We start from the raw sequence: 20,250 nt of genomic DNA, 5'->3' as shown, positions 1-20,250 counted from the left end.
GACCTACAGCTCCCGCCGGGCCGGCTCGCCGGGCACGGGCGCCTCGCGTCCGCACAGGGTCAGGACGGCGCGGGCCGTCATCGCAAAGCCCTGCAGGATGAGCAGGACGGCAAATAACGGAATTGCGGTCTTCAGTGCGAAGACCAGGGGCAGACCGTCGCTTTCGCGTGAACTCTCAAGAACGCGCCATGCCCCGCCGACATAGCTGCGCGAGGTCGACAGGATCAGCACGCCCATTGGCACCAGGGCGAGATAATAGCCAAAGAGATCGGTCCAGGCTTTGCCCTGATCGGACAGCTTGGAATAGATCACGTCGACGCGGACATGGCCGCCGTGCAGCAGCGTCGCCCCTGCGCTCAGCAGGAAGAGCAGGCTGTGAAGATAGATGACGCTTTCCTGCAGCTTCGTGGATGAATTGCCGAACACATAGCGCTGGATCACCACCACGACGGTAACGATGACCAGGGCCAGCGCGAACCAGCGCACCGCGTCGCTCAGCGTTTCGCTGATCGCATCGAGCATTTGCGTGGTCCTGGTCAGGACTCGCTCGGCCAGGGGAGGCAGGCCGGATACGCGGCCCCAGATCAGCAGGACGAGCGGCAGGGCCAGAAGCGGGCTGAGAACCAGTCCGAGCAGGACCAGAAAATCGCCGGACCACGCGGCGACAGCTGACAGATTGGCCGCGATCCAGGCCTGAACCGCGCCGCCCGTCGCGCCGTCGGCCGCGATCAGCGCCAGGCTTGCCGCGATGATGAGAACCAGCAGGACGTCTCCGGATCTCATGGCGCTAGCGACCGAGAATGCGGTCACGCTGACGATAATAGGGAGCTTCGGACACGTTCGCCCAGTCACGCACCAGCCTGCGCGACTGCAGGTAGCTGTCATAGACCCGGCGGGAGATGGCATCCGCATTCGCGCTGTCGGCGACGACTTGCTCGCAGATGCGCCCGACCTCAAGCCAGATATCGTCCGAGAAGGAGCGCAGCTGCACCCCATGGTCCTCGGTCAGCGTGCGAAGGGCGAGTCCGTTCTGGTGATTGAATTCGGCCAGGCTCTGATTGTTCGCGGCATGACATGCGCCGCGCACGATCGCCTTGTGGTCGCTCGCCAGCGATTCCCAGACGCCCAGATTGATCCCGAGCGCCAGGGCCGAGCCCGGCTCGTGGAATCCGGGACCGTAATAATAGGGAGCTTCACGGTAGAAGCCGAAGGCCAGGTCGTTCCAGGGCCCGACCCATTCGGTGGCGTCGATCGCTCCGGACTGCAGCGACTGGTAGATTTCGCCACCGGACAGCGCGACGGCCGCGCCGCCGAGTTCGCGGATGACATTGCCGCCGAGTCCGGGAATACGCATGCGCAGCCCGCGAAAATCCTCGAGCGTATTGATTTCGCGTTTGAACCACCCGCCCATCTGATGGCCGGTATTGCCCGCCTGGAAAGGCTGGATATTGAACGGGTTGGAAAGCTCGTTCCACAGCTCCTGTCCGCCGCCGTATTCCACCCACGCCATGATCTCGTAGGGCGTCATGCCCAGGGGCACTGCGCAGTAGAAGTTGAAGGCCGGAGACCGGCCCTGCCAGTAATAATCGGCGGCGTGATACATGTCCGCGACGCCGTTGGAGACGGCATCGAAGACTTCGAATGCGCCGACAATCTCGCCCGCACCGTAGACCTCGACCTCGAGCGAGCCGCCCGACATCTGGGTGATCAGCTCGGCGGTGCGTACCGCGGCGGTCCCGAGACCGGGAAACCCGGGCGGCCAGGTGGTGACCATGCGTAACCGGCGGGTTCGTCCGCGATTGACCGCCGGTGCGGCCACGCGTTCGGACGTTCCGTCCGAGCCCTGTGAACATGCCGATGCGGCCCCGACCGCCGCAATCCCCGCCGCGCTGATGAACGTCCGCCGATCCATGGATCGTCTCCCCCGTATGACGTGTGGCGCCTTCTTGCGGGCGCCGGCCGTTATTTCGGCCATCGACACGTTTGGTTGTACAGAATGGCCCGGCCGATAACCGGATCGTCTGATTACGTTTTGACCTGACGCTCGGCGTCGGTCAAACGTCTCCATCCGGCCGGCTCGAGAATTTCGAGCGGCTGGAAGGCCGCCTTGTAATGCATTTTGGGACTGCCGGGCACCCAGTAGCCTAGATAGATATGATCCAGGCCGGCCTCGCGCGCGCGCTCGATATGATCGAGAATCATGAAGCTGCCGAGACTGTACCGGACCAGATCGGGATCGAAGAAGCTGTAGACCATTGAGAAGCCGTCGCTCAGCTCGTCGATCAGGGCCGCGGCCATCAGGAACCCGTCTGCATCGCGGTACTCGGCAATGCTGGTCGACTGGGCACCGTCCTCGACCATGCTGGCAAACTCGAAGAAATCCATGCCGGCCATGTCGCCATCGCCATGACGCGCGTCCAGATAGCGCGACAGGAGCGCATAGAGTTCGGGCGTCGCCTGAGCGGGCGCCGAGCTGCGAATCAGGCCCCGATTCCGCTTCACGATCCGGCGCTGGCTCCGGCTCAGCTTGACCTCGGAGACCGGAATGCGCGCCGATTTGCAGGCGGCACACCGTTCGCAGGCAGGACGATAAAGGATCGATTGGCTGCGCCGGAAACCCACATGGGTCAGCGCATCATTCAGCGCCGCCCCGTCGGACGTCTCCATCTTGGTAAAGACCTTCCGCTCCATTTCGCCTGGCAGGTAGGGGCAGGGCGCCGGCGCCGTCAGGAAGAAAGGCAGCTGATTGGTTTTGAAGGGATGGGTCACACACCAGCTCCAAAAGCGGCTTTGAGCAGGATGTCAGAGTTTGGCCGGCGCATCAAAATCTCAATCCGGAATTTAGCCAGATAAACACGGTGAAGGCAGCCCAAATGAGCAAAGAGAGGGGAAGGCCCGCTTTCACGAAGTCGGTGAACTTGTATTTGCCCGGTCCCATTACCAGAAGGTTTGTCTGATAGCCGATCGGCGTGGCGAAACAGGTATTGGCTGCAAAAAGCACCGTCAATGCGAACAGGATGGGATCGCCCCCGGTCTGTTCGGCCGCATTGAGCGCGATCGGAGTGAACAGGATGGCCGTGGCATTGTTGGACAGGACGTTGGTCAGCGCGGCCACCAGGAAGAAAAGCGCCGACAGCAGCGCGATGGTTCCAAACGGCTGGAAAAGCGCGACCACGCCATAGGCCAGCACTTCCGCGCCGCCGGTGGCTTCCAGGCTGGTGCCCAGCGCGAATGCCGAGCCGATCAGCAGATAGACCTTCATGTCGAAGGCGCGCGCGGCCTGGCGTGTATTCAGCGATCCGGTGGCTATCATCGCGACGGCGCCGAGTACCGAGGAAACGACGATCGGCAGGAGCCCCGTCGCCGCCGTCAGGACCACCCCGCCGAAAATTACACGCGCCGCCATGGCGCGGCGCGGGTCGGGCAGGTCGCTCGTCGCCCATTCGATCAGCAGCAGGTCGCGGTCCGCGCGCAACTTGCGCATCGCGTCTCCGGTTCCGAACATCAACAACACGTCGCCCGCTTCAAGGCGTATTTCGCCCATGCGGGCGCGGAACATGCGCGAGCGGCGTTGAATTCCCAGCACGACCGCACCCACCGAATGGCGAAAGCCGATCTGCCGGATGGTGCGCCCGATCAGGCGTGAGCCGGGCGACACGATGGCCTCGGTGATCGCCAGCCGCTCGCCAGGCGCCGGGGCTTCTCCCGGTCCGGCTGCACGCAGCATGCCTTTAAGGAAATCGGCCCGGCTCGACAGAAGCTCGGTCAGCTTCTTTCGGGTCGCCGCCACGATGACCAGGTCGCCGTGTTTCAGCTCGACCGTGTCGAACGGGGGGAGCAGCGCATTTTCTCCGCGCTGAATCATGCGTACCGTGACATCGGGAAGGTCCGGGAACATGCCGGCCACCGGCTTCTGGCCCAGCAGGGGGTGGCCGGAGCCCACTTCGATCTGCGCGATATACTGTTTGCCCGCCGAGGTGCCGGTGATTTCCGATTCCATGTCGGCGCGCTTGGGCGTGAGATGAGGCAGAATGAAAGTGATGTAGAGCAGCCCCACTCCCGCCAGTATCAGCCCCGGGCCCGTAGGCGTGAAAAAACCGAGCTGGAGGCCAGATGTGTCCAGCAGCGATTCCGCGACGAGCAGGTTGGTTGAGGATCCGATCAGCGTCGTCATGCCCGCCAGGATGCAGACATAGCTCAGCGGCATCATGTAGATGGAGGGCGAGTTCTTCTCCCGCGCCGCGATGGCGCCCAGGATCGGGATGAACATCACCACGACAGGCGTATTGTTGATGAAGGCCGAAACCGCGAACACGAAGAGGAAAAGCGCCAGAATCGTGATCTTCGGGCGCACGTCGTACATCGCGAGCATGGCCCGGGTCGGCGCCTCCAGCGCGCCGGTCTGGAAAATGCCCTGTCCGATGATCAGAAGCGCCAGGATCGTGATCAACGCCGGATTGGCGAAGCCGGCGAGCAAGGTGCCCGCGTCCGGTCCGTCGGCAACCTGGAAAAAGAGCAGGCAGGCTGCGACGACGACTGCAGACACCACCTCGATAGAGAATTTGTCCCAGCAATAGAAGACGATCGCGACGCAAACGCCGGCCATGATGGCCCACATCCGCCAGTCGCCCACTGCCGAGAGCTGATCCATACGGTAATACGCCTGCCGCACCCGAATCCGGGCCAAGCCGGTATGCTAGCCGGGCAGTCCGTGTTTGGAAAAGCGCTTCTTCAGGTGTGTGGAAAAACGCGTGCGCCTAGATGCGATTGCCCGGGGGAACCACCGGCGCTTCGCGAAGCAGGATGATCGACAGGCGCCGGTTGCCCGCCAGATAGGGATCGTCGGGAAAGAGCGGTTCGGAGCTGGCCTTGCCGGAGACTTCCGCAATGCGGTGCTCGGCGATTCCCGCGTCGTTCAGGATTTCCAGGGCCGCGTTGGCGCGCGAGGCGGAAAGCTGCCAGTTGGACAATGAGTTGGCACCCGCCGGTGAAGCATCGGTATGGCCGGAGATGGAGAGGCGGTTGGGCAGGCGCTCGGCAACCTCGGCGACCGCGCGCAGCAGCACGACGGCGCGCTCGTTGGGCTCTACGGCACCGGGCTGGAACATCGAGCGGCCTTCTTCGTCGATCAGCTGGATACGAAGGCCTTCGGGGGTCTCGTCCACGATGATGTGCCGTGACAGCTCGGCGAGCTCGGGCATGTCCTGAAGCGCCTGGCGGAGCGACATCTCGGCGCTCTCGAATTCGGCTGCCTCGCGGCGGGCCAGGGCATTGGCGAGCGCGTCCTGGGAGACGTCCGGCTGATCGTCGGCATCGGAGGAGGATTCGGTGGATTGTTGCTGGCGTACATTCTCGTTGCGCACCGATTCCGGGGCGAGACGCTCGACCACGGACGCAGAGCCCGGTCCACGTACACCTTCGTCTCCGAATTCGGTCCCGGCCAGCACGCCGCCGGAACCCGAATTGGTCGGGCTGACGCTGGCGGGGGCGAAATAGTCGGCGATGCCGCGCTTCTGCTCAGGGTCTGCGGTCGCGATCAGCCACATCAGGAGGAAGAAGGCCATCATGGCCGTCACGAAGTCGGCATAAGCGACCTTCCAGGCCCCGCCGTGGTGACCGTCATGGCCACCCTTCTTGACTTTCTTGATGATGATCGGTTGATCCGACGCCATTGCCATCCACCCTCTATTCAGGCAGCCAGTTAACATCGTCAGGGTTAAGGGGCGGTTTCAGCGGACAAACTTCGCCAGGGAGACGGATTTGAAACGTGCACGGGCCTACCGGGACGCACTCTCGCGCTTTCCGACCGGGGTGACCCTTGTCACCACGATGGACGGGCAGCGGGCCTGTGCCATGACGGTCAATTCATTTTCGTCGGTCTCGCTCGAGCCTGCCCTGATCCTGTGGTCGATCGCACGCGACAGTGCGCGCTACGAGCTGTTCCGCAATACGCCGGCCTTCGGCATCAACGTGCTGGCCAGCGATCAGGAGATGCTGTCCACCCTGTGTGCGCGCGAAGACAATCTCGAGCTGACCGGGGCGAAGTGGACGCAGCGCGAGAGCGGTGCCATCTTCGTGGAGGGTGCAATCGCGCGGTTCGACTGCCGCACGACAGCCATCCACGAGGCGGGCGATCACGATATCATCGTAGCCGAGGTGCTCGACTTCGATACGCCGCGCGACGTGTCCCCGCTCGTCTTCAACCGTTCCAGCTATTTCCAGATCTGACCGGAGCATCGCGTCATGGCTAAACTTGCTTTCCTCGGCCTCGGGGTCATGGGCTATCCGATGGCCGGACACCTTGTTTCTGCGGGTCACCAGGTCTCGGTCTGGAACCGCACTGCGACCAAGGCGCAGGCCTGGGCGAAGGATCACGCGGGCAGGGCGGCGCAATCCCCCGAAGACGCGGTAGAGGACTGCGACGTGGTCCTCATGTGTCTGGGCGACGATCCCGACGTGCGCGCCATCGCCGAACCGGTTCTGGACGCGATGAAGCCCGGCGCCGTGCTGGTCGATCATACCACGGCCTCGGCCGAGCTTGCCCGGCAGCTGGCCGAACGCGCTGAGGAAGCCGGTCTCGGCTTCGTGGATGCGCCGGTTTCCGGCGGCCAGGCGGGCGCCGAGAACGGGCAGCTCTCCATCATGTGCGGCGGGCGCGAGGCGGACTTCGACAAGGTCCGCCCCGTCATGGATGCCTACGCCAAGGCGATCACGCTGGCCGGGCCTGCGGGTTCGGGCCAGCTGGTCAAGATGGTCAATCAAATTTGCATCGCCGGCGTCGTGCAGGGTCTCTCAGAGGGCCTTCATTTCGCCAAGCAGGCCGGGCTCGAACCGGAAACCGTCATCAATGCCATCTCCAAGGGCGCCGCGCAGTCCTGGCAGATGGAAAATCGCTGGCAGACCATGGTCGAGGGCGAATTTGATTTTGGCTTTGCGGTCAACTGGATGCGCAAAGACCTTCGGATCGCGCTCGAGGAGGCGCGCCGTAATGGATCGCGTCTGCCGGTCGCCGCTCTGGTCGATCAGTTCTACGGCGAGGTCCAGGCGATGGGCGGGGAGCGCTGGGACACGTCCAGCCTGATTGCCCGCCTTGAGAACGCCGATCGCGCGAAGGACTAGCGCGTGCGCCTGATCGAACTCTCCCTTCCCGACGGCGATCGCGTTCAGCAGGTCCTCAAGGCGACGCTCAAGACCGAGCCGCTCGACTATCGCCTGACCGAGCCGGACGATCGCGGCAGGCGTCTGCTGCGCCTGCTCTTCAAGACGGGGGACGGGCAGAAGGCGATCGACGCGATCTCGGCCATTCTCGACGAGGAAGCCGACTGGCAGCTCGTGGTGATCCCGATCGAGGCAAGCCTGCCCAAAATCCCCGAAGACACCGATGCCCGCCAGGAACGGCGCACGCTCGCCCTGCGTGAAGAATTGTTCGAGGACATCAGCCGCGGCGCGAAATTCAACAGCGACTTCATCCTGCTCACGGCCCTGTCCACCATCGTGGCTGTTTTTGGAATGGCGGCGGACAATGTGGCCGTCGTCATCGGCGCCATGGTGATCGCCCCGCTCCTGGGCCCGATCCTGGCGTTTTCCTTCGCGTCTGCGCTCGGCGATCTGGCCCTGATGGGCAAGTCAGCGCGCACGGCGATTGCGGGGCTCTCCATCGGGCTTGCCCTGTCCTTTGCGATCGGATTTGCCTTGCCGCTCGACCTCTCTGCCGACGAATTGACCAGCCGCACGGTCGTCGGGCTGGACTCGCCCACGCTGGCACTCGCGGCCGGCGCGGCGGCAGCGCTCTCCATCGCCGCGGGCCTGCCCTCCGCGCTTGTCGGCGTCATGGTCGCCGTCGCGCTCCTGCCCCCCGCAGCAGCGGCGGGGCTTTATGCCGGTGCCGGCTACTGGCAGCTGGCCGCGCGCGCCTTGCTGCTGCTCTTCATCAACGTGGTCAGCGTCAATCTGGCCGCCCTGCTGGTGTATTTCCTCAAGGGCGTGCGTCCGCGAACCTGGCTGGAGCGGCGCGCGGCCAAGCGCTCGGTCTACGTTAACGGGGCGGTGTGGGCCGTACTGATCATCGCGCTGACGCTCATCGCACTCCATTTCGCATCCCAGCCGGCCATCGGCCTGCCATGAGCGTCGCGCTCGTCTTTTCCCTACTGGACTATGCCGGCGTTTTCTTCTTTGCCTTCTCCGGGGGGATGATCGCCGCGCGCAAGAGCCTCGACCCGTTCGGGGCGGTGATTGTCGGTGCCGCCGCCGGCATGGGCGGGGGCACGCTGCGCGACATCCTGCTCGGCGCGCTGCCGGTCTACTGGGTCAATGCGCCGGAATACCTGGCCATCGCAGCAGCCGGCGCCATTGTCGGCTATTACGGATCGACCCTGCTGACCAGCGGAACCGGGGCGCGGCGGGCCGCGCTGGCCTGGGCCGATGCGGTGGGCCTGTCGGTGTTCTGCGTGCTGGGCGCACAGGCGGGCCTCCTTGCAGGGGCGCATTGGTCGATCGCGATCCTGACCGGGGTGATGACAGCCGCGTTCGGCGGATTGCTGCGCGATGTGCTGGTGAACGACGTGCCGCTCGTCCTGCGCGAGGAAATCTACGCGCTGGCGGGCCTTGCCGGGGCGGCGGCCTACGTCTTCGGCCACATGTTTGCCTTGCCGGGCGGTCCACTGGCCATCGCGGCGGCGTTCCTGGCCTTTGCCATCCGCGCCGCCGCCATGCGCTTCAACTGGACGCTGCCCTCCATCGGCAAGCTGGATTGAGGGTCTAAAGCCGGTCCAGCGCTCGATTGGGAGGATAGAAAGAACTACTGTCTCGCATTCTCGCGTAAGGGAGAGGGAATTGCTTTGACCAGTAGGTACGAACGTTTTGGTTGGACGAGGCCTCACGGAAAATGCCGAGAAATCGCGCGTGAATTTAGAGAGGTTGTTGATCAGTCGAACACAGAGCGGCCTATCCAACTATTTCTGGAGGGCAACCCGTGGATCATCGGCGAGCAATTTGCTCATGGGCATTTTGTAGTTCCGCAGTTCGGATTCGGTGGGAAATACAGGGCGGATTTCGTTGCACTGGATATGAGCTCAGCGGGAACATTCGTTCATCTCATCGAACTCGAGAGCCCGAAAGCCCAACTCGTCACGAAGGCTGGTTCTTTTGGAGCTAAGCTTCGCAGGGGTCTCGAACAAGTTCGCGATTGGCGTCGCTATCTCATAAATCACCCCCGAATTGCATCTGACCCCTATGAACGAGGCGGTCTGGATCTGGGAGATGTTGCCGGCTTCTACCCAATGGTGATTGCTGGACGCCGTGACTTTGTGACGCCGAGATTTAATGACCTACGAAATCAAGAACACGCCGAATCCTTCGTAGAAATAGTGACATATGACAGAATTCTCGATTGGCTTGACCGACGAGCAGCCCACTGGGACGAATACGACTCACGTTCTTTAATTCGCGATTAGATCGAATCCAGCGCCGCCGTCAGGTCCGCAATCAGATCGCCCTCCGCCTCGATTCCGCAGGACAGGCGCACCAGGTCTTCCGGCGTCGGGCTGTCCGGCCCCTCGATGGGCTGGCGATGCTCGATCAGGCTTTCCACGCCGCCGATCGAGGTGGCCTGGATGAAGACCTGAGTGGTGGCGGCGAGTTTCTTCGCTGCGCCTGCTCCGCCTTCCAGCCTTATCGACAGCAGCCCGCCAAACCCGCCCGTCATCTGACGCGTGGCAACGGCGTGACCTGGATGGCTCTCCAGGCCCGGATAGAGGACATGGCTCACCGCCGAGTGGCCTTCCAAGGCCTTCGCCACGGCCATCGCATTGGCGCTCTGGCGCTCGAACCGGACGAACAAGGTACGCAGTCCCCGGATCAGGAGCCAGCTTTCGAACGCGCCCGGCGTCGCCCCGTTCAGCGAGGCGTTCTCGCTCAGCCGCTCCCAGCGCGCGTCTTCCTCGCGGGTGGAGACTACCCCGGCCAGCACATCGGAATGGCCGTTGAGGTATTTCGTCGCCGAATGCATCACCAGGTCGGCGCCGAGATCGAGCGCGCGCGTGGTGCAGGGCGGGGCGCACGTGCCATCGACGGCCAGCACGGCACCGGCGTCTCTAGCGATCTGCGCGCACGCCCCGATATCCAGGATCGACCAGACCGGGTTGGCGGGGGTTTCGATCCAGACGAGCTCGGTCACGCCGGGCTCGATAGCCTCTTTCAGCGTTTCGGGGGCTTCAGGGTCGAACAGGGTGAGACGGATGCGCCCGCGTTCGGCCAGACGCCGCAACAGGAGACGCGTGCCGTGATACATGCGCGACTGCGCCACGACATGCGCGCCGGGCGCAACCGTCTCGAAGAGGGCGGAGGCTGCACCGAGGCCGGAGGCGAACAGCCGGCTCGCCGCCGCGCCTTCGAGCGCCGCGACGATATCTTCGGCATGCTGGGAGCCCGGCCCCTGGGGCCGGCGATACTGGTGCTGGCCGATCAGCGCGCTGTCGGGTCCGCGCGCATAGGTCGTGGACGGGTGAATTGGCGCAATGACCGCCCCGGTCTCGGGATCGATCCGGTGCAGGGCTTGCGCGGCAAGGGTTTCGGGGCGTTTATCCATGAAGCGCACGCGCCGCCCGCGGGGCGAAATAGGTCAGGATGCCGTCGGCGCCCGCGCGCTTGAACGCGGACAGGCTCTCCATCATCACGCGCTCGCCGTCGATCCAGCCCTGCGCGTCGGCTGCCTGGATCATCGCGTATTCGCCGGACACCTGGAAGACATAGGTGGGCATGGCGAATTCGGCCTTCACCCGGGCCACGATGTCGAGATAGGGCAGGCCCGGCTTCACCATGACCATGTCCGCGCCTTCCTCGATATCCATGGCGACCTCGCGCAGGGCCTCGTCGCTGTTTCCCGGATCCATCTGATAGGTCTTCTTGTCGCCGGTGAGTGCCTTGGCGGAGCCGATCGCATCGCGATAGGGGCCATAGAAGGCCGAGGCATACTTGGCCGCGTAGGACATGATCATCGTGTCCTGCTGGCCCGCGCTGTCGAGCGCGGCACGAATGGCGCCGATCCGCCCGTCCATCATGTCGGAGGGGGCAATCACGTCGCAGCCTGCCTCCGCCTGGACAATGGCCTGGGCGATCAGCTTTTCCACGGTTTCGTCGTTCAGAATGCGTCCGTCCTTCAGGACGCCGTCATGGCCGTGCGTGGTGAAGGGATCCAGCGCCACGTCGCAGATCAGCCCGACCTCGGGCGCAGCGTCCTTCATCGCGCGCACGGCGCGGGCAACCAGCCCGTCGCGATTGAGCGCCTCGGACCCGGCATCGTCCTTGTGGGCCGGGTTTATGTGGGGAAAGATCGCGATCGCCGGAATGCCCAGATCGCGCGCTTCGCGGGCCGCATCGGCGGCAGCTCTAATCGACAGGCGCTCCACGCCGGGCATGGACGCGACCGGCTCTGTCGGGTCGGCGCTGTCGGACACCACCACCGTCCAGATCAGGTCGTCCGGCGTCAGACGGGTCTCGCGCACCAGGCGGCGCGACCAGTCGTGAGCGCGCAGGCGACGCAGCCGGGTATTGGGAAACTGGGGCATTTTAGTCTATCTCGCTTGTCAAATCTGTTGGAGGCCGGTCCCGGTCTCGCCGGTTCGCCGCGTTCCGCTACTCTTTAAGGAGAATCCGAGTGCATTTCGAGCTTAGCGAAGAGCAAGCCCTCATCCAGGACGCCGCCCGCAAGTTTGCCGATGACCGGCTTAAACCCAATGCGGCAAAATGGGACGAGGAAAAGATCTTCCCGGTCGACGTGCTGAAGGAAGCCGCAGAGATGGGCTTTGCCGGCATCTACACGCGCGACGATGTCGGCGGATCGGGCATGTCGCGTCTCGACGCCGCAATCATCTTTGAACAGCTCTCGCGCGGCTGTGTCTCGACGGCGGCCTTCATCTCGATCCACAACATGGTCAGCTGGATGATCGACACGTGGGGCAATGACGAGCAGCGCCAGAAATGGCTGCCCAAGCTCACCGCCATGGACATGATCGGCTCCTACTGCCTGACCGAGCCGGGCGCCGGGTCTGACGCCGGCAGCCTGCGCACCAAGGCCGTGCGCGATGGCGATGATTACGTGCTCAACGGCTCGAAGGCCTTCATTTCCGGTGCCGGGACCAGCGATCTCTACGTCGTCATGTGCCGCACCGGCGAGGCGGGACCGAAGGGGATTTCCACCCTGGTGGTGGAAAAGGACACGCCGGGCCTCTCCTTCGGCGCCAACGAGCGCAAGATGGGCTGGAATTCCCAGCCGACGGCCGTGGTCACCTTCGAGGATTGCCGCGTGCCGGCCGCCAATCGCCTCGATGAGGAAGGCAAGGGCTTCTCCATCGCCATGAACGGGCTGAACGGGGGCCGTATCAATATCGGCGCCTGCTCGCTCGGCGGCGCATCGGAGGCCTATGATCTGGCGCGCGAATACGTGCAGGGGCGCGAGCAGTTCGGCAAGCCGATCGAGGCGTTCCAGGCGACCCAGTTCAAGCTCGCTGACATGGCCACCGATCTCGATGCCGCGCGCCTCATGCTCTACCGCGCCGCCGATTCGCTGGACCGCAAGGATCCCGGGGCGCCGAAACATTGCGCCATGGCCAAGCGTTTCGCCACTGACGCAGGCTCGAAAGTGGCCAATGACGCGCTCCAGCTGCACGGCGGTTACGGCTATCTGAAGGACTACCCGATCGAGCGCATCGTGCGCGATCTGCGCGTCCACCAGATTCTTGAGGGCACGAACGAAATCATGCGCGTCATCATCGCCAAGAGCCTGTAGCGCGCTGGGCCACGTATCGAGTTCTTCGATGGGTGGACCAGAATGGATCGATTTGCCTATGCAGGGCGTGCCCGCTATCGATGCCGGACGCCGAGAAAGGACCAGTCATGACCGATGACGTGATCATCCGCCGGACGGGCGATGTCGGCCGCATCAGCCTTAATCGTCCCAAGGCGCTCAACGCGCTGAACCAGTCCATGGTCGACGCCATGATCGAGGCATTGACGGCCTGGAGGGACGATGACTCCATCAAGGCCGTCGTGGTCGACGGTGAGGGCGAGAAGGGCTTCTGCGCCGGCGGCGACATCAAGATGCTGGCCGAGAGCGGCAAGGCGGGCGATGATCGGGCCTGGCGCTTCTGGCGCGATGAGTACCGGCTCAACACGCTGATTTTCGAATATCCCAAGCCCTATGTCGCGCTGATCGACGGCATCACGATGGGCGGCGGCGTCGGTGTATCGGTTCACGGCTCGCACCGGGTTGCCGGTGACCGGACGATGGTTGCCATGCCTGAAACCGGGATCGGCTTTCACCCCGATGTCGGCGGGGCCTATTTCCTGCCGCGCCTGGCCGGCTGTCTCGGTGAATGGATGGGCCTGACCGGGGCGCGCCTGAAGACGGCGGATGCCATCGCGGCCGGGGTCGCGACACACTACGTGCCGAGCGAGCGCAATGGCGAGCTGATCTATGCGCTGGAGACCGAACGCCTCGACGATGACGGCGAGCGGATCGAGGAATTGCTCGACGGGTTCGACGGCAAGGTTGGCGACAGCGATCTGGCCCTCGAACGCGGACTGATCGACGCGGCGTTCTGCGAGCCGTCCATCGAAGCCATTCTCGCCGCGCTCGATTCCGCCGGTGACAACTGGTCGACGAGACAGGCGGAGCTGTTGCGTGCCAAGTCGCCGACTTCGCTCGCCGTCACGCTGGAGGCGATCCGGACCGGACGCGATCTGGAATTCCGCGATGTGATGGCGCAGGATCTGCGCGTCTCCATGCGCTTTCTGCGTCCCGGGTCGGACTTCTATGAAGGCGTGCGCGCTGTCGTGGTCGACAAGGACAATGCCCCGTCCTGGGGTCCGGTCCCGGCAGACCGCGCCGTTTTCTTCGCGCCGCTCGATGACGACCACGAGATGAGCTTCATTTAAGGGGAGGCCACATGGCCCGTATTGGATTTATCGGACTGGGAAACATGGGCTCGGGCATGGCGGCCAACATGGTCAAGGCCGGCCACGAGGTGTTTGCGTTCGATCTGAACAGCGACGCGGTCAAGGCGCTTGAAGCCAAGGGCGCGAAGGCGGCCGAAAGCCTGGCCGACGCAGTACGCGGTGCCGAGGCGATCGTCACCATGCTGCCCGCCGGTCAGCATGTGCGCAGCGTCTATGAAGGCGATGATGGCATCCTGCAGCTGGCCGAACACGATGCCATCCTGATGGATTGCTCCACGATCGACGTGGAGTCTGCGCGTGCCGTCGCTGGCGAGGCCGACAAGAAGCAGATGGCGTTTGTCGACGCGCCGGTCTCCGGCGGGGTTGCCGCGGCCGAAGGCGGGACGCTGACCTTCATGGTCGGGGGCAGCCAGGCCAGCTTCGACAAGGCCAAGCCTTTCCTGGATGCCATGGGCAAGGCGGTGATTCGTGCCGGCGATGCCGGGGCGGGCCAGGCGGCCAAGATCTGCAACAACATGCTGCTCGCGATCACCATGATCGGCACCTGCGAGGCCATGAACCTGGCGCAGAAGCTGGGGCTCGACCCCCAGAACTTCTTCAATATCGCGTCCCAGGCCTCCGGCCAGAGCTGGTCGCTGACGAGCTATTGCCCGGTGCCCGGTCCTGTGCCGGCTGCGCCCTCCAATCGCGACTACAAGCCCGGCTTCGCGGCTCCGATGATGCTGAAGGACCTGCGTCTGGCCATGCAGGCCGCCGAACGCGTGGACGCCTCGACGCCTCTGGGGCAGCGCGCGGAGAATCTGTATTCGGTCTTTAACGAGTCTGGCGGAAACCAGTTGGACTTCTCTGGAATCATCAAGATGCTCCAGGGTGAAATCGGGCAGGTGCCGGAGTGAATTTGCGAAGCGTTTTCAAAGCGTAGCCGCGACATTCGGTCTCCTCTGGAGCAGATGACGCAAGCTTTGGTTCGTGGCACTGTCTTGAAAACGGAGTAAGGCGCCGCCGGACGGTGGTGAAACGGCAATGAATTATAACGAAGCCTTCAAGACGGCCGTGGCCCGGGTCCGGGCCGAAGGACGCTACCGCGTCTTCGCCGACCTGCTGCGCACGCGGGGCAGTTTCCCGCGCGCCCGCTATCGCGTCTCCACCGGCGAGATGCGCGATGTCACGGTGTGGTGCTCGAACGATTATCTCGCCATGGGCCAGAGCCCGTGCGTGGTCGGCGCGATGAAGCAGGCGCTCGACGATGTCGGCGCAGGCGCGGGCGGGACTCGCAACATTTCCGGCACGACGCACTACCATGTCGAACTCGAGCGCTCGCTGGCCGAGCTGCACGAGAAGGAATCCGCGCTCCTCTTCACCTCCGGTTATATCGCCAACCAGGCGACGCTGGCGACGCTGGGCAAGATTCTGCCCGGCCTCATCATCTACTCCGACGCGCTGAACCACGCCTCGATGATCGAAGGGGTCCGCCAGGCCAATTGCGAGAAGCATGTCTGGCGCCACAACGACGTCGAGCATCTCGAAGAGCTCCTCAAGGCCGCGCCGCTCGACGCGCCGAAGGTCATCGCGCTGGAGTCCGTCTACTCGATGGACGGCGATATCGGTCCGTTGCGCGAAGTCTGCGACCTGGCCGACAAGTATAACGCCATGACCTATCTCGACGAGGTCCACGCGGTCGGCCTCTACGGCCTGCGCGGCGCCGGCGTGGCCGAGCGCGAAGGTCTGCTCGACCGCTTCGACATCATCGAGGGCACGCTCGGCAAGGCGTTCGGCGTCATGGGCGGCTATATCGCGGCCGACGCCGTCATCTGCGACGCGATCCGCTCCTGGGCGCCGGGCTTCATCTTCACCACGTCGCTGGCGCCGGCGATTGCCGCAGGCGCGCGTGCGAGTGTCGAATTCCTCAAATCGGCCAACCATTTGCGCGAAGCCCACCAGGAACGCGCGGCTGCGCTGAAGGCGCGTCTGACAGCCGAGGGCTTCCCGCTGATCGAGTCGGTGACCCACATCGTCCCGATCCATGTCGGCGATCCGGTCCTGTGCAAGCGCCTGACCGATGCGCTTCTGGACGAGCACGGCATCTACGTGCAGCCGATCAACTATCCGACCGTGCCCAAGGGGACCGAGCGCATGCGGCTGACCCCGACGCCGCTGCATACCGACGAGATGTTCGACGAACTCGTCTCCGCGCTGAAGGCTGTCTACGCCAAGCATGCGCGTATCCGGGTCGCGGGATGAGCCAGGGCCGCGATCCGTCTGCGGGCCGCGAGATCATCTTCGAATTCCAGACCGTGGGCGAAATCGTGCGCGTCGCCGCCATCGATGTCGACACGGGCGAGGAGGTCGTGATCCAGGGCCCGGGCTCGACGCCGAAGGCAGAGCTCAAGCGCATCGCGTCCCGGAAGCTGGCGCGGCGTCTGGAACGGCTGTCGGGCTCTTCGGGCGATGAAACGAAAACGCCCCGGCGCGGCGGCCGGGGCGTCATCGTCTGAAAAGGTCGCGGGCGTTTTACTTGCCGCGCTTCTTTGCCGCGCCCCGACCGAGGCCGATATCCTTGGCAAATTGCGAGCGGCGGCGCGAGTAGGCGGGCGCAACCATCGGGTAGTCGGCCGGCAGGCCCCATTTGCGGCGGTATTCTTCCGGCGACATGTCGTATTGCGAGCGCAGGTAGCGCTTGAGCATCTTCAGCTTCTTGCCGTCTTCCAGGCAGACAATGTAGTCGTCCTGGACCGACTTCGAGACCGGTACGGCCGGCTTCTGCTTGGTCTCGACTTTTTCTTCCTCTTTTTCGGACAGCGACCGCATCGTTCCGTAGATCGATTTGATCAGTTCCGGCACGTTCTCCGACGGAATAGAATTGTGCGTCAAGAACGACGCGACAATATCCGTGGTCATGCGAAGGATTTCTTCCTGATCGACGGAGTTAGCAAGGTCTTCGGTCATAAGTTATCCTGTCTGACGAGGCGTGTTCGCGCTCAAATGCGCACCAATTGCGGTCCTATATTGCGTTTGCGCGCGCTCTACAAGTCGCCTTCGGGAACAATTTCAGTCCAACCGGCTCATCCGCTCTTGCCTAGTTAAGTACACTTAACGACCATCTTTGGTGTCTTTGATGCGACGCACACACCTTCGCGGTGTTGTCGCGAACGGGCAGGGGACGTATGTCTGTGCACACGCACAAGCCCAGGGAGCGCGCCATGCCTGACGATCAGTCGAGGACTCACATCCAATCCTTCTTCTCCGAGAGCCTGGCGTCACGCGATCCCGAGCTGGCGTCGGCCATTTCCCGCGAGCTGCACCGTCAGCAGACCCAGATCGAGTTGATCGCCTCGGAGAACATTGTTTCGCGCGCTGTCCTTGAAGCTCAGGGCTCGCCGCTGACCAACAAGTATGCCGAGGGCTATCCGGGCAAGCGGTATTACGGCGGCTGCGAGTTCGTCGACATTGCCGAGGATCTCGCCCGCGACCGCGCCAAACAGCTCTTCGGAGCCGCCTACGCCAATGTGCAGCCCAATTCGGGCAGCCAGGCCAATCAGGCCGTCTTTCTGGCCCTGCTCAAGCCGGGAGACAGGATTCTCGGGCTCGACCTGTCGGCCGGCGGGCACCTGACCCATGGCGCGCGTCCCAACCTGTCCGGCAAGTGGTTTGACGCGCACCACTATGGCGTGCGCGAGGACAACGCGCTGATCGACTACGATGCGCTGCGTGAGCAGGCCAAGGAGCTCAAGCCGCAGATGATCATCGCCGGCGGCTCGGCCTATCCGCGCGAGATCGATTTCGAAGCCTTCCGTTCCATCGCGGACGAGGTGGGCGCCTATCTGCTGGTGGATATGGCCCACTTTGCCGGCCTGGTCGCGGGCGGCGCCTATCCCAACCCGGTCCCGCATGCCGATATCGTCACGACGACCACGCACAAGACGCTGCGCGGTCCGCGCGGCGGCATGGTCCTGTCGCGCGACGAGGACATCGGCAAAAAGATCAACTCGGCCGTTTTCCCCGGCCTGCAGGGCGGTCCGCTCATGCACGTCATCGCGGGCAAGGCGGTGGCCTTCGGCGAGGCGCTGCGGCCCGAGTTCAAGACCTACGCCAAGGCGGTGATCGAGAACGCACAGGCCATGGCCGCCGCCCTGGTAGATGCCGGTTACGACATCGTGTCCGGCGGTACCGACAGCCACGTCGCCCTGGTCGATCTGCGCCCCAAATCGCTGACCGGCGACATTTCGGAGAAGGCGCTCGAGCGCGCGCACATTACCTGCAACAAGAATGGCGTCCCGTTCGATCCCGAAAAGCCCTTCGTCACGTCCGGCCTGCGCGTCGGCTCGCCCGCCGGGACCACCCGCGGCTTCGGCAAGGAGGAGTTTACGCGCATCGGCGAGATGATGGCCGAAGTCCTCGACTCGCTGGCCGAGAATCGCGATGGCGACGACGCGACCGAGGCGCGGGTACGTGACGAGGTGGTCGCCCTGTGCGAACGCTTCCCGATCTACGCCGAGCTTGGCTAGAGGATTGAACGCGCGTGCGCTGTCCCTTCTGTAGCCATCCCGATACCCAGGTAAAGGACTCCCGTCCCGCCGAGGACGGCCAGGCAATCCGCCGGCGGCGCCAGTGCCCGTCCTGCGCGGCGCGCTTTACCACGTTCGAACGCGTCCAGTTGCGCGATCTCCACGTCATCAAGACCGATGGCAAGCGTGCGCCGTTCGATCGCGACAAGCTGGTGCGATCCATCCTGCTGGCGGCCCAGAAGCGCTCCATCGACCGCGAGAAGCTCGAGCAGATGGTCTCCGGGATCGTTCGCCGCCTTGAAAGCGGCGGAGATCCGGACATTCCCTCCAAGGTGATCGGCGAACTGGTGATGGAGGGGCTCAAGCATCTCGATACCGTTGCCTATGTCCGCTACGCCTCGGTCTACAAGGATTTCCGGGAGGTCGCCGACTTCTCCGACTTCATCAAGGGCGAGAAGCTGACCCGGTCCGGGAAGATCGTGGCCACACCGGACGAAGACGAATGAGCACCGGCTCTGAAGAGGCCGGTGAAAGGCCGGTCGAAATCGTCCTGAAGCTGGCGACGTCGCTCGACGGTGCGATCGCCCTCGCCAATGGCGACAGCCAGTGGATTACCGGAGAAGAGAGCCGGCGCGCCGTCCATCGCATGCGCGCCGAGACCCAGCTCATCCTGACGGGTGCCGGGACGGTTCGTGCCGACGATCCGCGCCTGACGGCGCGCGATGTCGACGCGTTCAACGGTCCGCAACCTGATTGCGCGATCCTGAGTTCGAGCGGGGATCTCGCCTCCGACGCCCGGCTTCTGGAGGAAAGACGGCGCGTCATGCTGTTCTCCGCCGAGTCGCCGACCTCGGTGCCCGAAGGTGTCCAGTCGATCACGGTCGAAGGCGATGTGAATGCGCGCCCGCGCTTCGAACAGGTCATCGAGAGCCTGCGCGAGCGCGGCTACACGCGCATTCTCATCGAGGCCGGTGCCAGGGTCGCGACCTCCGCACTCGCCTCCGGCCTTGTGACCCGTATCGAATGGTTTCGCGCGCCGATCGTGCTGGGCGGGGATGCCAAACCGGTTTTCGCAGACCTTCGCCTTGAGAGACTGGACGCGGCACCCAGATTTACCCGCATCGATGTGCGTCCCTGCGGGGCGGACACTCACGAGACCTACCGGCGGGAGACGGCCTGATGTTCACCGGGATTGTAACCGCGATCGGACGCATCGCGCGTCTGTCCGGAGACTCCGTGCGCCGCTTCGAGATCGAAGCGCCCTACGATCCGGCGAGTATCGCGCTCGGGGCCTCCATTGCCCATGCGGGCGTCTGTCTGACCGTGGTCGATGTCATTGGTCTGGACGAGGGGTGCCGGTACGCGGTCGAAGTCTCGCCGGAAACGCTGGCGCGGACCACGCTGGGCGACTGGCGCGAAGGCGACAGCGTCAATCTGGAACGCGCTCTGCAGGTTGGAGACGAACTCGGCGGTCACATCGTTCAGGGACACGTGGACGGGACGGGCCGGGTGGTTTCGGCCGAGCGAAGCGATGGCTGGCTCACCCTGCGCGTGGAAGCCCCCGGCGCGCTGGCGCCTTTCATTGCGGAGAAGGGGTCCATCGCCGTGGATGGCGTCTCCCTCACCGTGAACGCGGTCGCGGGAAATGTCTTCGACCTGATGATTATTCCCCATACCGCACAGATCACCTCGATCGGGACGCTGCAGCCAGGTCAGCGCGTGAACCTTGAGGTGGATATCATGGCGCGCTACGCCGCGCGTCTGGCCGAGACTGCGGCTCAAGCCTGAAAGC

General features: G+C 64.1%; 22 protein-coding genes. 14 read left to right on the top strand and 8 right to left on the bottom strand.

Features of this window, described 5'->3' with window-relative positions:
• Window positions 1-3: 3 nt before the first annotated feature.
• The 5 genes from PGP17_RS14020 to PGP17_RS14000 form a co-directional block, all read right to left on the bottom strand.
• Window positions 4-783: a TRAP transporter small permease subunit gene (locus tag PGP17_RS14020; RefSeq protein WP_270375969.1), complete on the bottom strand. Its 780-nt coding sequence runs from the start codon at window positions 781-783 to the stop codon at window positions 4-6.
• Between the two features lie 4 nt (window positions 784-787).
• Window positions 788-1,912 (bottom strand): TRAP transporter substrate-binding protein, encoded by a 1,125-nt coding sequence (locus PGP17_RS14015; RefSeq protein ID WP_270375968.1) that lies wholly within the window; start codon window positions 1,910-1,912, stop codon window positions 788-790.
• A gap of 113 nt (window positions 1,913-2,025) precedes the next feature.
• Window positions 2,026-2,769, bottom strand: coding sequence for an arginyltransferase (locus tag PGP17_RS14010; RefSeq protein ID WP_135943789.1), 744 nt, complete (start codon window positions 2,767-2,769; stop codon window positions 2,026-2,028).
• A 52-nt stretch (window positions 2,770-2,821) separates the two neighbouring features.
• The gene (locus PGP17_RS14005; RefSeq protein WP_270375966.1) at window positions 2,822-4,687 is read right to left on the bottom strand and encodes an SLC13 family permease; all 1,866 of its coding nucleotides are present in this window, start codon (window positions 4,685-4,687) and stop codon (window positions 2,822-2,824) included.
• Window positions 4,688-4,757: 70 nt separating this feature from the next.
• Window positions 4,758-5,678: a flagellar motor protein MotB gene (locus PGP17_RS14000; RefSeq protein WP_375284981.1), complete on the bottom strand. Its 921-nt coding sequence runs from the start codon at window positions 5,676-5,678 to the stop codon at window positions 4,758-4,760.
• Window positions 5,679-5,760: 82 nt separating this feature from the next.
• Between PGP17_RS14000 and PGP17_RS13995 the strand changes: the two genes are divergently transcribed.
• The 5 genes from PGP17_RS13995 to PGP17_RS13975 all read left to right on the top strand — a co-directional run bounded on the left by PGP17_RS13995 (window position 5,761) and on the right by PGP17_RS13975 (window position 9,452).
• Entirely contained in the window at window positions 5,761-6,228 is a 468-nt protein-coding gene (locus PGP17_RS13995; protein WP_270375963.1) for a flavin reductase family protein, read from the top strand.
• A 15-nt stretch (window positions 6,229-6,243) separates the two neighbouring features.
• Window positions 6,244-7,119, top strand: coding sequence for an NAD(P)-dependent oxidoreductase (locus PGP17_RS13990; protein ID WP_270375962.1), 876 nt, complete (start codon window positions 6,244-6,246; stop codon window positions 7,117-7,119).
• A gap of 3 nt (window positions 7,120-7,122) precedes the next feature.
• A complete protein-coding gene (locus tag PGP17_RS13985; protein ID WP_135943785.1) occupies window positions 7,123-8,124 on the top strand; it encodes a TIGR00341 family protein in 1,002 nt (333 codons plus the stop codon).
• Entirely contained in the window at window positions 8,121-8,753 is a 633-nt protein-coding gene (locus PGP17_RS13980) for a trimeric intracellular cation channel family protein (RefSeq protein WP_270375961.1), read from the top strand. The genes PGP17_RS13985 and PGP17_RS13980 overlap by 4 nt, the downstream gene beginning before the upstream one ends.
• Window positions 8,754-8,837: 84 nt before the next feature.
• Window positions 8,838-9,452 carry a Shedu immune nuclease family protein gene (locus tag PGP17_RS13975; protein WP_270375959.1) on the top strand — a complete coding sequence of 205 codons (615 nt, stop codon included), beginning with the start codon at window positions 8,838-8,840 and terminating at the stop codon, window positions 9,450-9,452.
• On the opposite strand, the gene PGP17_RS13970 is transcribed toward PGP17_RS13975, so the two are convergent.
• Both PGP17_RS13970 and hemB read right to left on the bottom strand, forming a co-directional pair.
• Window positions 9,449-10,585 carry a trans-sulfuration enzyme family protein gene (locus tag PGP17_RS13970; protein ID WP_270375957.1) on the bottom strand — a complete coding sequence of 379 codons (1,137 nt, stop codon included), beginning with the start codon at window positions 10,583-10,585 and terminating at the stop codon, window positions 9,449-9,451. The genes PGP17_RS13975 and PGP17_RS13970 overlap by 4 nt on opposite strands.
• Window positions 10,578-11,564, bottom strand: coding sequence for a porphobilinogen synthase (gene hemB / locus PGP17_RS13965; protein ID WP_270375956.1), 987 nt, complete (start codon window positions 11,562-11,564; stop codon window positions 10,578-10,580). The genes PGP17_RS13970 and hemB overlap by 8 nt, the downstream gene beginning before the upstream one ends.
• Window positions 11,565-11,653: 89 nt before the next feature.
• On the opposite strand from hemB, the gene PGP17_RS13960 reads away from it, so the two are divergent.
• The 5 genes from PGP17_RS13960 to PGP17_RS13940 all read left to right on the top strand — a co-directional run bounded on the left by PGP17_RS13960 (window position 11,654) and on the right by PGP17_RS13940 (window position 16,448).
• Window positions 11,654-12,784 (top strand): isobutyryl-CoA dehydrogenase, encoded by a 1,131-nt coding sequence (locus PGP17_RS13960; protein ID WP_270375955.1) that lies wholly within the window; start codon window positions 11,654-11,656, stop codon window positions 12,782-12,784.
• A 107-nt stretch (window positions 12,785-12,891) separates the two neighbouring features.
• Window positions 12,892-13,932: an enoyl-CoA hydratase/isomerase family protein gene (locus tag PGP17_RS13955; protein ID WP_270375954.1), complete on the top strand. Its 1,041-nt coding sequence runs from the start codon at window positions 12,892-12,894 to the stop codon at window positions 13,930-13,932.
• 11 nt (window positions 13,933-13,943) lie between these two features.
• Window positions 13,944-14,849, top strand: a complete 906-nt coding sequence (gene mmsB, locus PGP17_RS13950) for a 3-hydroxyisobutyrate dehydrogenase (RefSeq protein WP_270375953.1) — start codon at window positions 13,944-13,946, stop codon at window positions 14,847-14,849.
• Between the two features lie 127 nt (window positions 14,850-14,976).
• Window positions 14,977-16,194: a 5-aminolevulinate synthase gene (gene hemA, locus PGP17_RS13945; protein WP_135943778.1), complete on the top strand. Its 1,218-nt coding sequence runs from the start codon at window positions 14,977-14,979 to the stop codon at window positions 16,192-16,194.
• On the top strand, window positions 16,191-16,448 hold the full coding sequence (locus tag PGP17_RS13940; RefSeq protein WP_188634447.1) for a DUF6898 family protein: 258 nt from the start codon (window positions 16,191-16,193) through the stop codon (window positions 16,446-16,448). Before hemA ends, PGP17_RS13940 begins: the two co-directional genes overlap by 4 nt.
• Window positions 16,449-16,464: 16 nt before the next feature.
• Here PGP17_RS13940 and PGP17_RS13935 read toward each other — a convergent pair whose 3' ends face one another.
• Window positions 16,465-16,899: a MucR family transcriptional regulator gene (locus PGP17_RS13935; RefSeq protein WP_135943777.1), complete on the bottom strand. Its 435-nt coding sequence runs from the start codon at window positions 16,897-16,899 to the stop codon at window positions 16,465-16,467.
• 254 nt (window positions 16,900-17,153) lie between these two features.
• Here PGP17_RS13935 and glyA point away from each other — a divergent pair, with 254 nt between their 5' ends.
• From glyA to PGP17_RS13915, 4 genes are read left to right on the top strand one after another with little or no spacing between them, the layout of a single operon-like run.
• Complete coding sequence (glyA, locus tag PGP17_RS13930; protein ID WP_135943776.1) at window positions 17,154-18,458, top strand: serine hydroxymethyltransferase; 1,305 nt, start codon at window positions 17,154-17,156, stop codon at window positions 18,456-18,458.
• A 14-nt stretch (window positions 18,459-18,472) separates the two neighbouring features.
• The gene (gene nrdR / locus PGP17_RS13925; RefSeq protein WP_270375951.1) at window positions 18,473-18,964 is read left to right on the top strand and encodes a transcriptional regulator NrdR; all 492 of its coding nucleotides are present in this window, start codon (window positions 18,473-18,475) and stop codon (window positions 18,962-18,964) included.
• Window positions 18,961-19,638 carry a RibD family protein gene (locus tag PGP17_RS13920; RefSeq protein ID WP_270375950.1) on the top strand — a complete coding sequence of 226 codons (678 nt, stop codon included), beginning with the start codon at window positions 18,961-18,963 and terminating at the stop codon, window positions 19,636-19,638. The genes nrdR and PGP17_RS13920 overlap by 4 nt, the downstream gene beginning before the upstream one ends.
• The gene (locus tag PGP17_RS13915) at window positions 19,638-20,246 is read left to right on the top strand and encodes a riboflavin synthase (protein WP_270375949.1); all 609 of its coding nucleotides are present in this window, start codon (window positions 19,638-19,640) and stop codon (window positions 20,244-20,246) included. The genes PGP17_RS13920 and PGP17_RS13915 overlap by 1 nt, the downstream gene beginning before the upstream one ends.
• Window positions 20,247-20,250 lie beyond the last annotated feature (4 nt).

This window comes from Marinicauda sp. Alg238-R41 (assembly GCF_947331485.1).
GTDB classification, from domain to species: domain Bacteria; phylum Pseudomonadota; class Alphaproteobacteria; order Caulobacterales; family Maricaulaceae; genus Marinicauda; species Marinicauda pacifica.
The sequence above is the reverse complement of the archived record's forward strand: the minus strand, read 5'-3'. Positions and strand labels throughout refer to the sequence as shown.

Bases quoted from the DNA above. Each gene is read 5' to 3' on its own strand.
- PGP17_RS13955 (WP_270375954.1), top strand. From the start codon at position 12,892: ATGACCGATGACGTGATCATCCGCCGGACGGGCGATGTCGGCCGCATC.
- hemB (WP_270375956.1), bottom strand. From the start codon at position 11,564: ATGCCCCAGTTTCCCAATACCCGGCTGCGTCGCCTGCGCGCTCACGAC.
- PGP17_RS13980 (WP_270375961.1), top strand. From the start codon at position 8,121: ATGAGCGTCGCGCTCGTCTTTTCCCTACTGGACTATGCCGGCGTTTTC.
- PGP17_RS13935 (WP_135943777.1), bottom strand. From the start codon at position 16,899: ATGACCGAAGACCTTGCTAACTCCGTCGATCAGGAAGAAATCCTTCGC.
- PGP17_RS14020 (WP_270375969.1), bottom strand. From the start codon at position 783: ATGAGATCCGGAGACGTCCTGCTGGTTCTCATCATCGCGGCAAGCCTG.
- PGP17_RS14015 (WP_270375968.1), bottom strand. From the start codon at position 1,912: ATGGATCGGCGGACGTTCATCAGCGCGGCGGGGATTGCGGCGGTCGGG.
- PGP17_RS13915 (WP_270375949.1), top strand. From the start codon at position 19,638: ATGTTCACCGGGATTGTAACCGCGATCGGACGCATCGCGCGTCTGTCC.
- PGP17_RS13920 (WP_270375950.1), top strand. From the start codon at position 18,961: ATGAGCACCGGCTCTGAAGAGGCCGGTGAAAGGCCGGTCGAAATCGTC.
- PGP17_RS13970 (WP_270375957.1), bottom strand. From the start codon at position 10,585: ATGGATAAACGCCCCGAAACCCTTGCCGCGCAAGCCCTGCACCGGATC.
- PGP17_RS13990 (WP_270375962.1), top strand. From the start codon at position 6,244: ATGGCTAAACTTGCTTTCCTCGGCCTCGGGGTCATGGGCTATCCGATG.
- PGP17_RS14000 (WP_375284981.1), bottom strand. From the start codon at position 5,678: ATGGCAATGGCGTCGGATCAACCGATCATCATCAAGAAAGTCAAGAAG.
- hemA (WP_135943778.1), top strand. From the start codon at position 14,977: ATGAATTATAACGAAGCCTTCAAGACGGCCGTGGCCCGGGTCCGGGCC.
- glyA (WP_135943776.1), top strand. From the start codon at position 17,154: ATGCCTGACGATCAGTCGAGGACTCACATCCAATCCTTCTTCTCCGAG.
- PGP17_RS13940 (WP_188634447.1), top strand. From the start codon at position 16,191: ATGAGCCAGGGCCGCGATCCGTCTGCGGGCCGCGAGATCATCTTCGAA.
- mmsB (WP_270375953.1), top strand. From the start codon at position 13,944: ATGGCCCGTATTGGATTTATCGGACTGGGAAACATGGGCTCGGGCATG.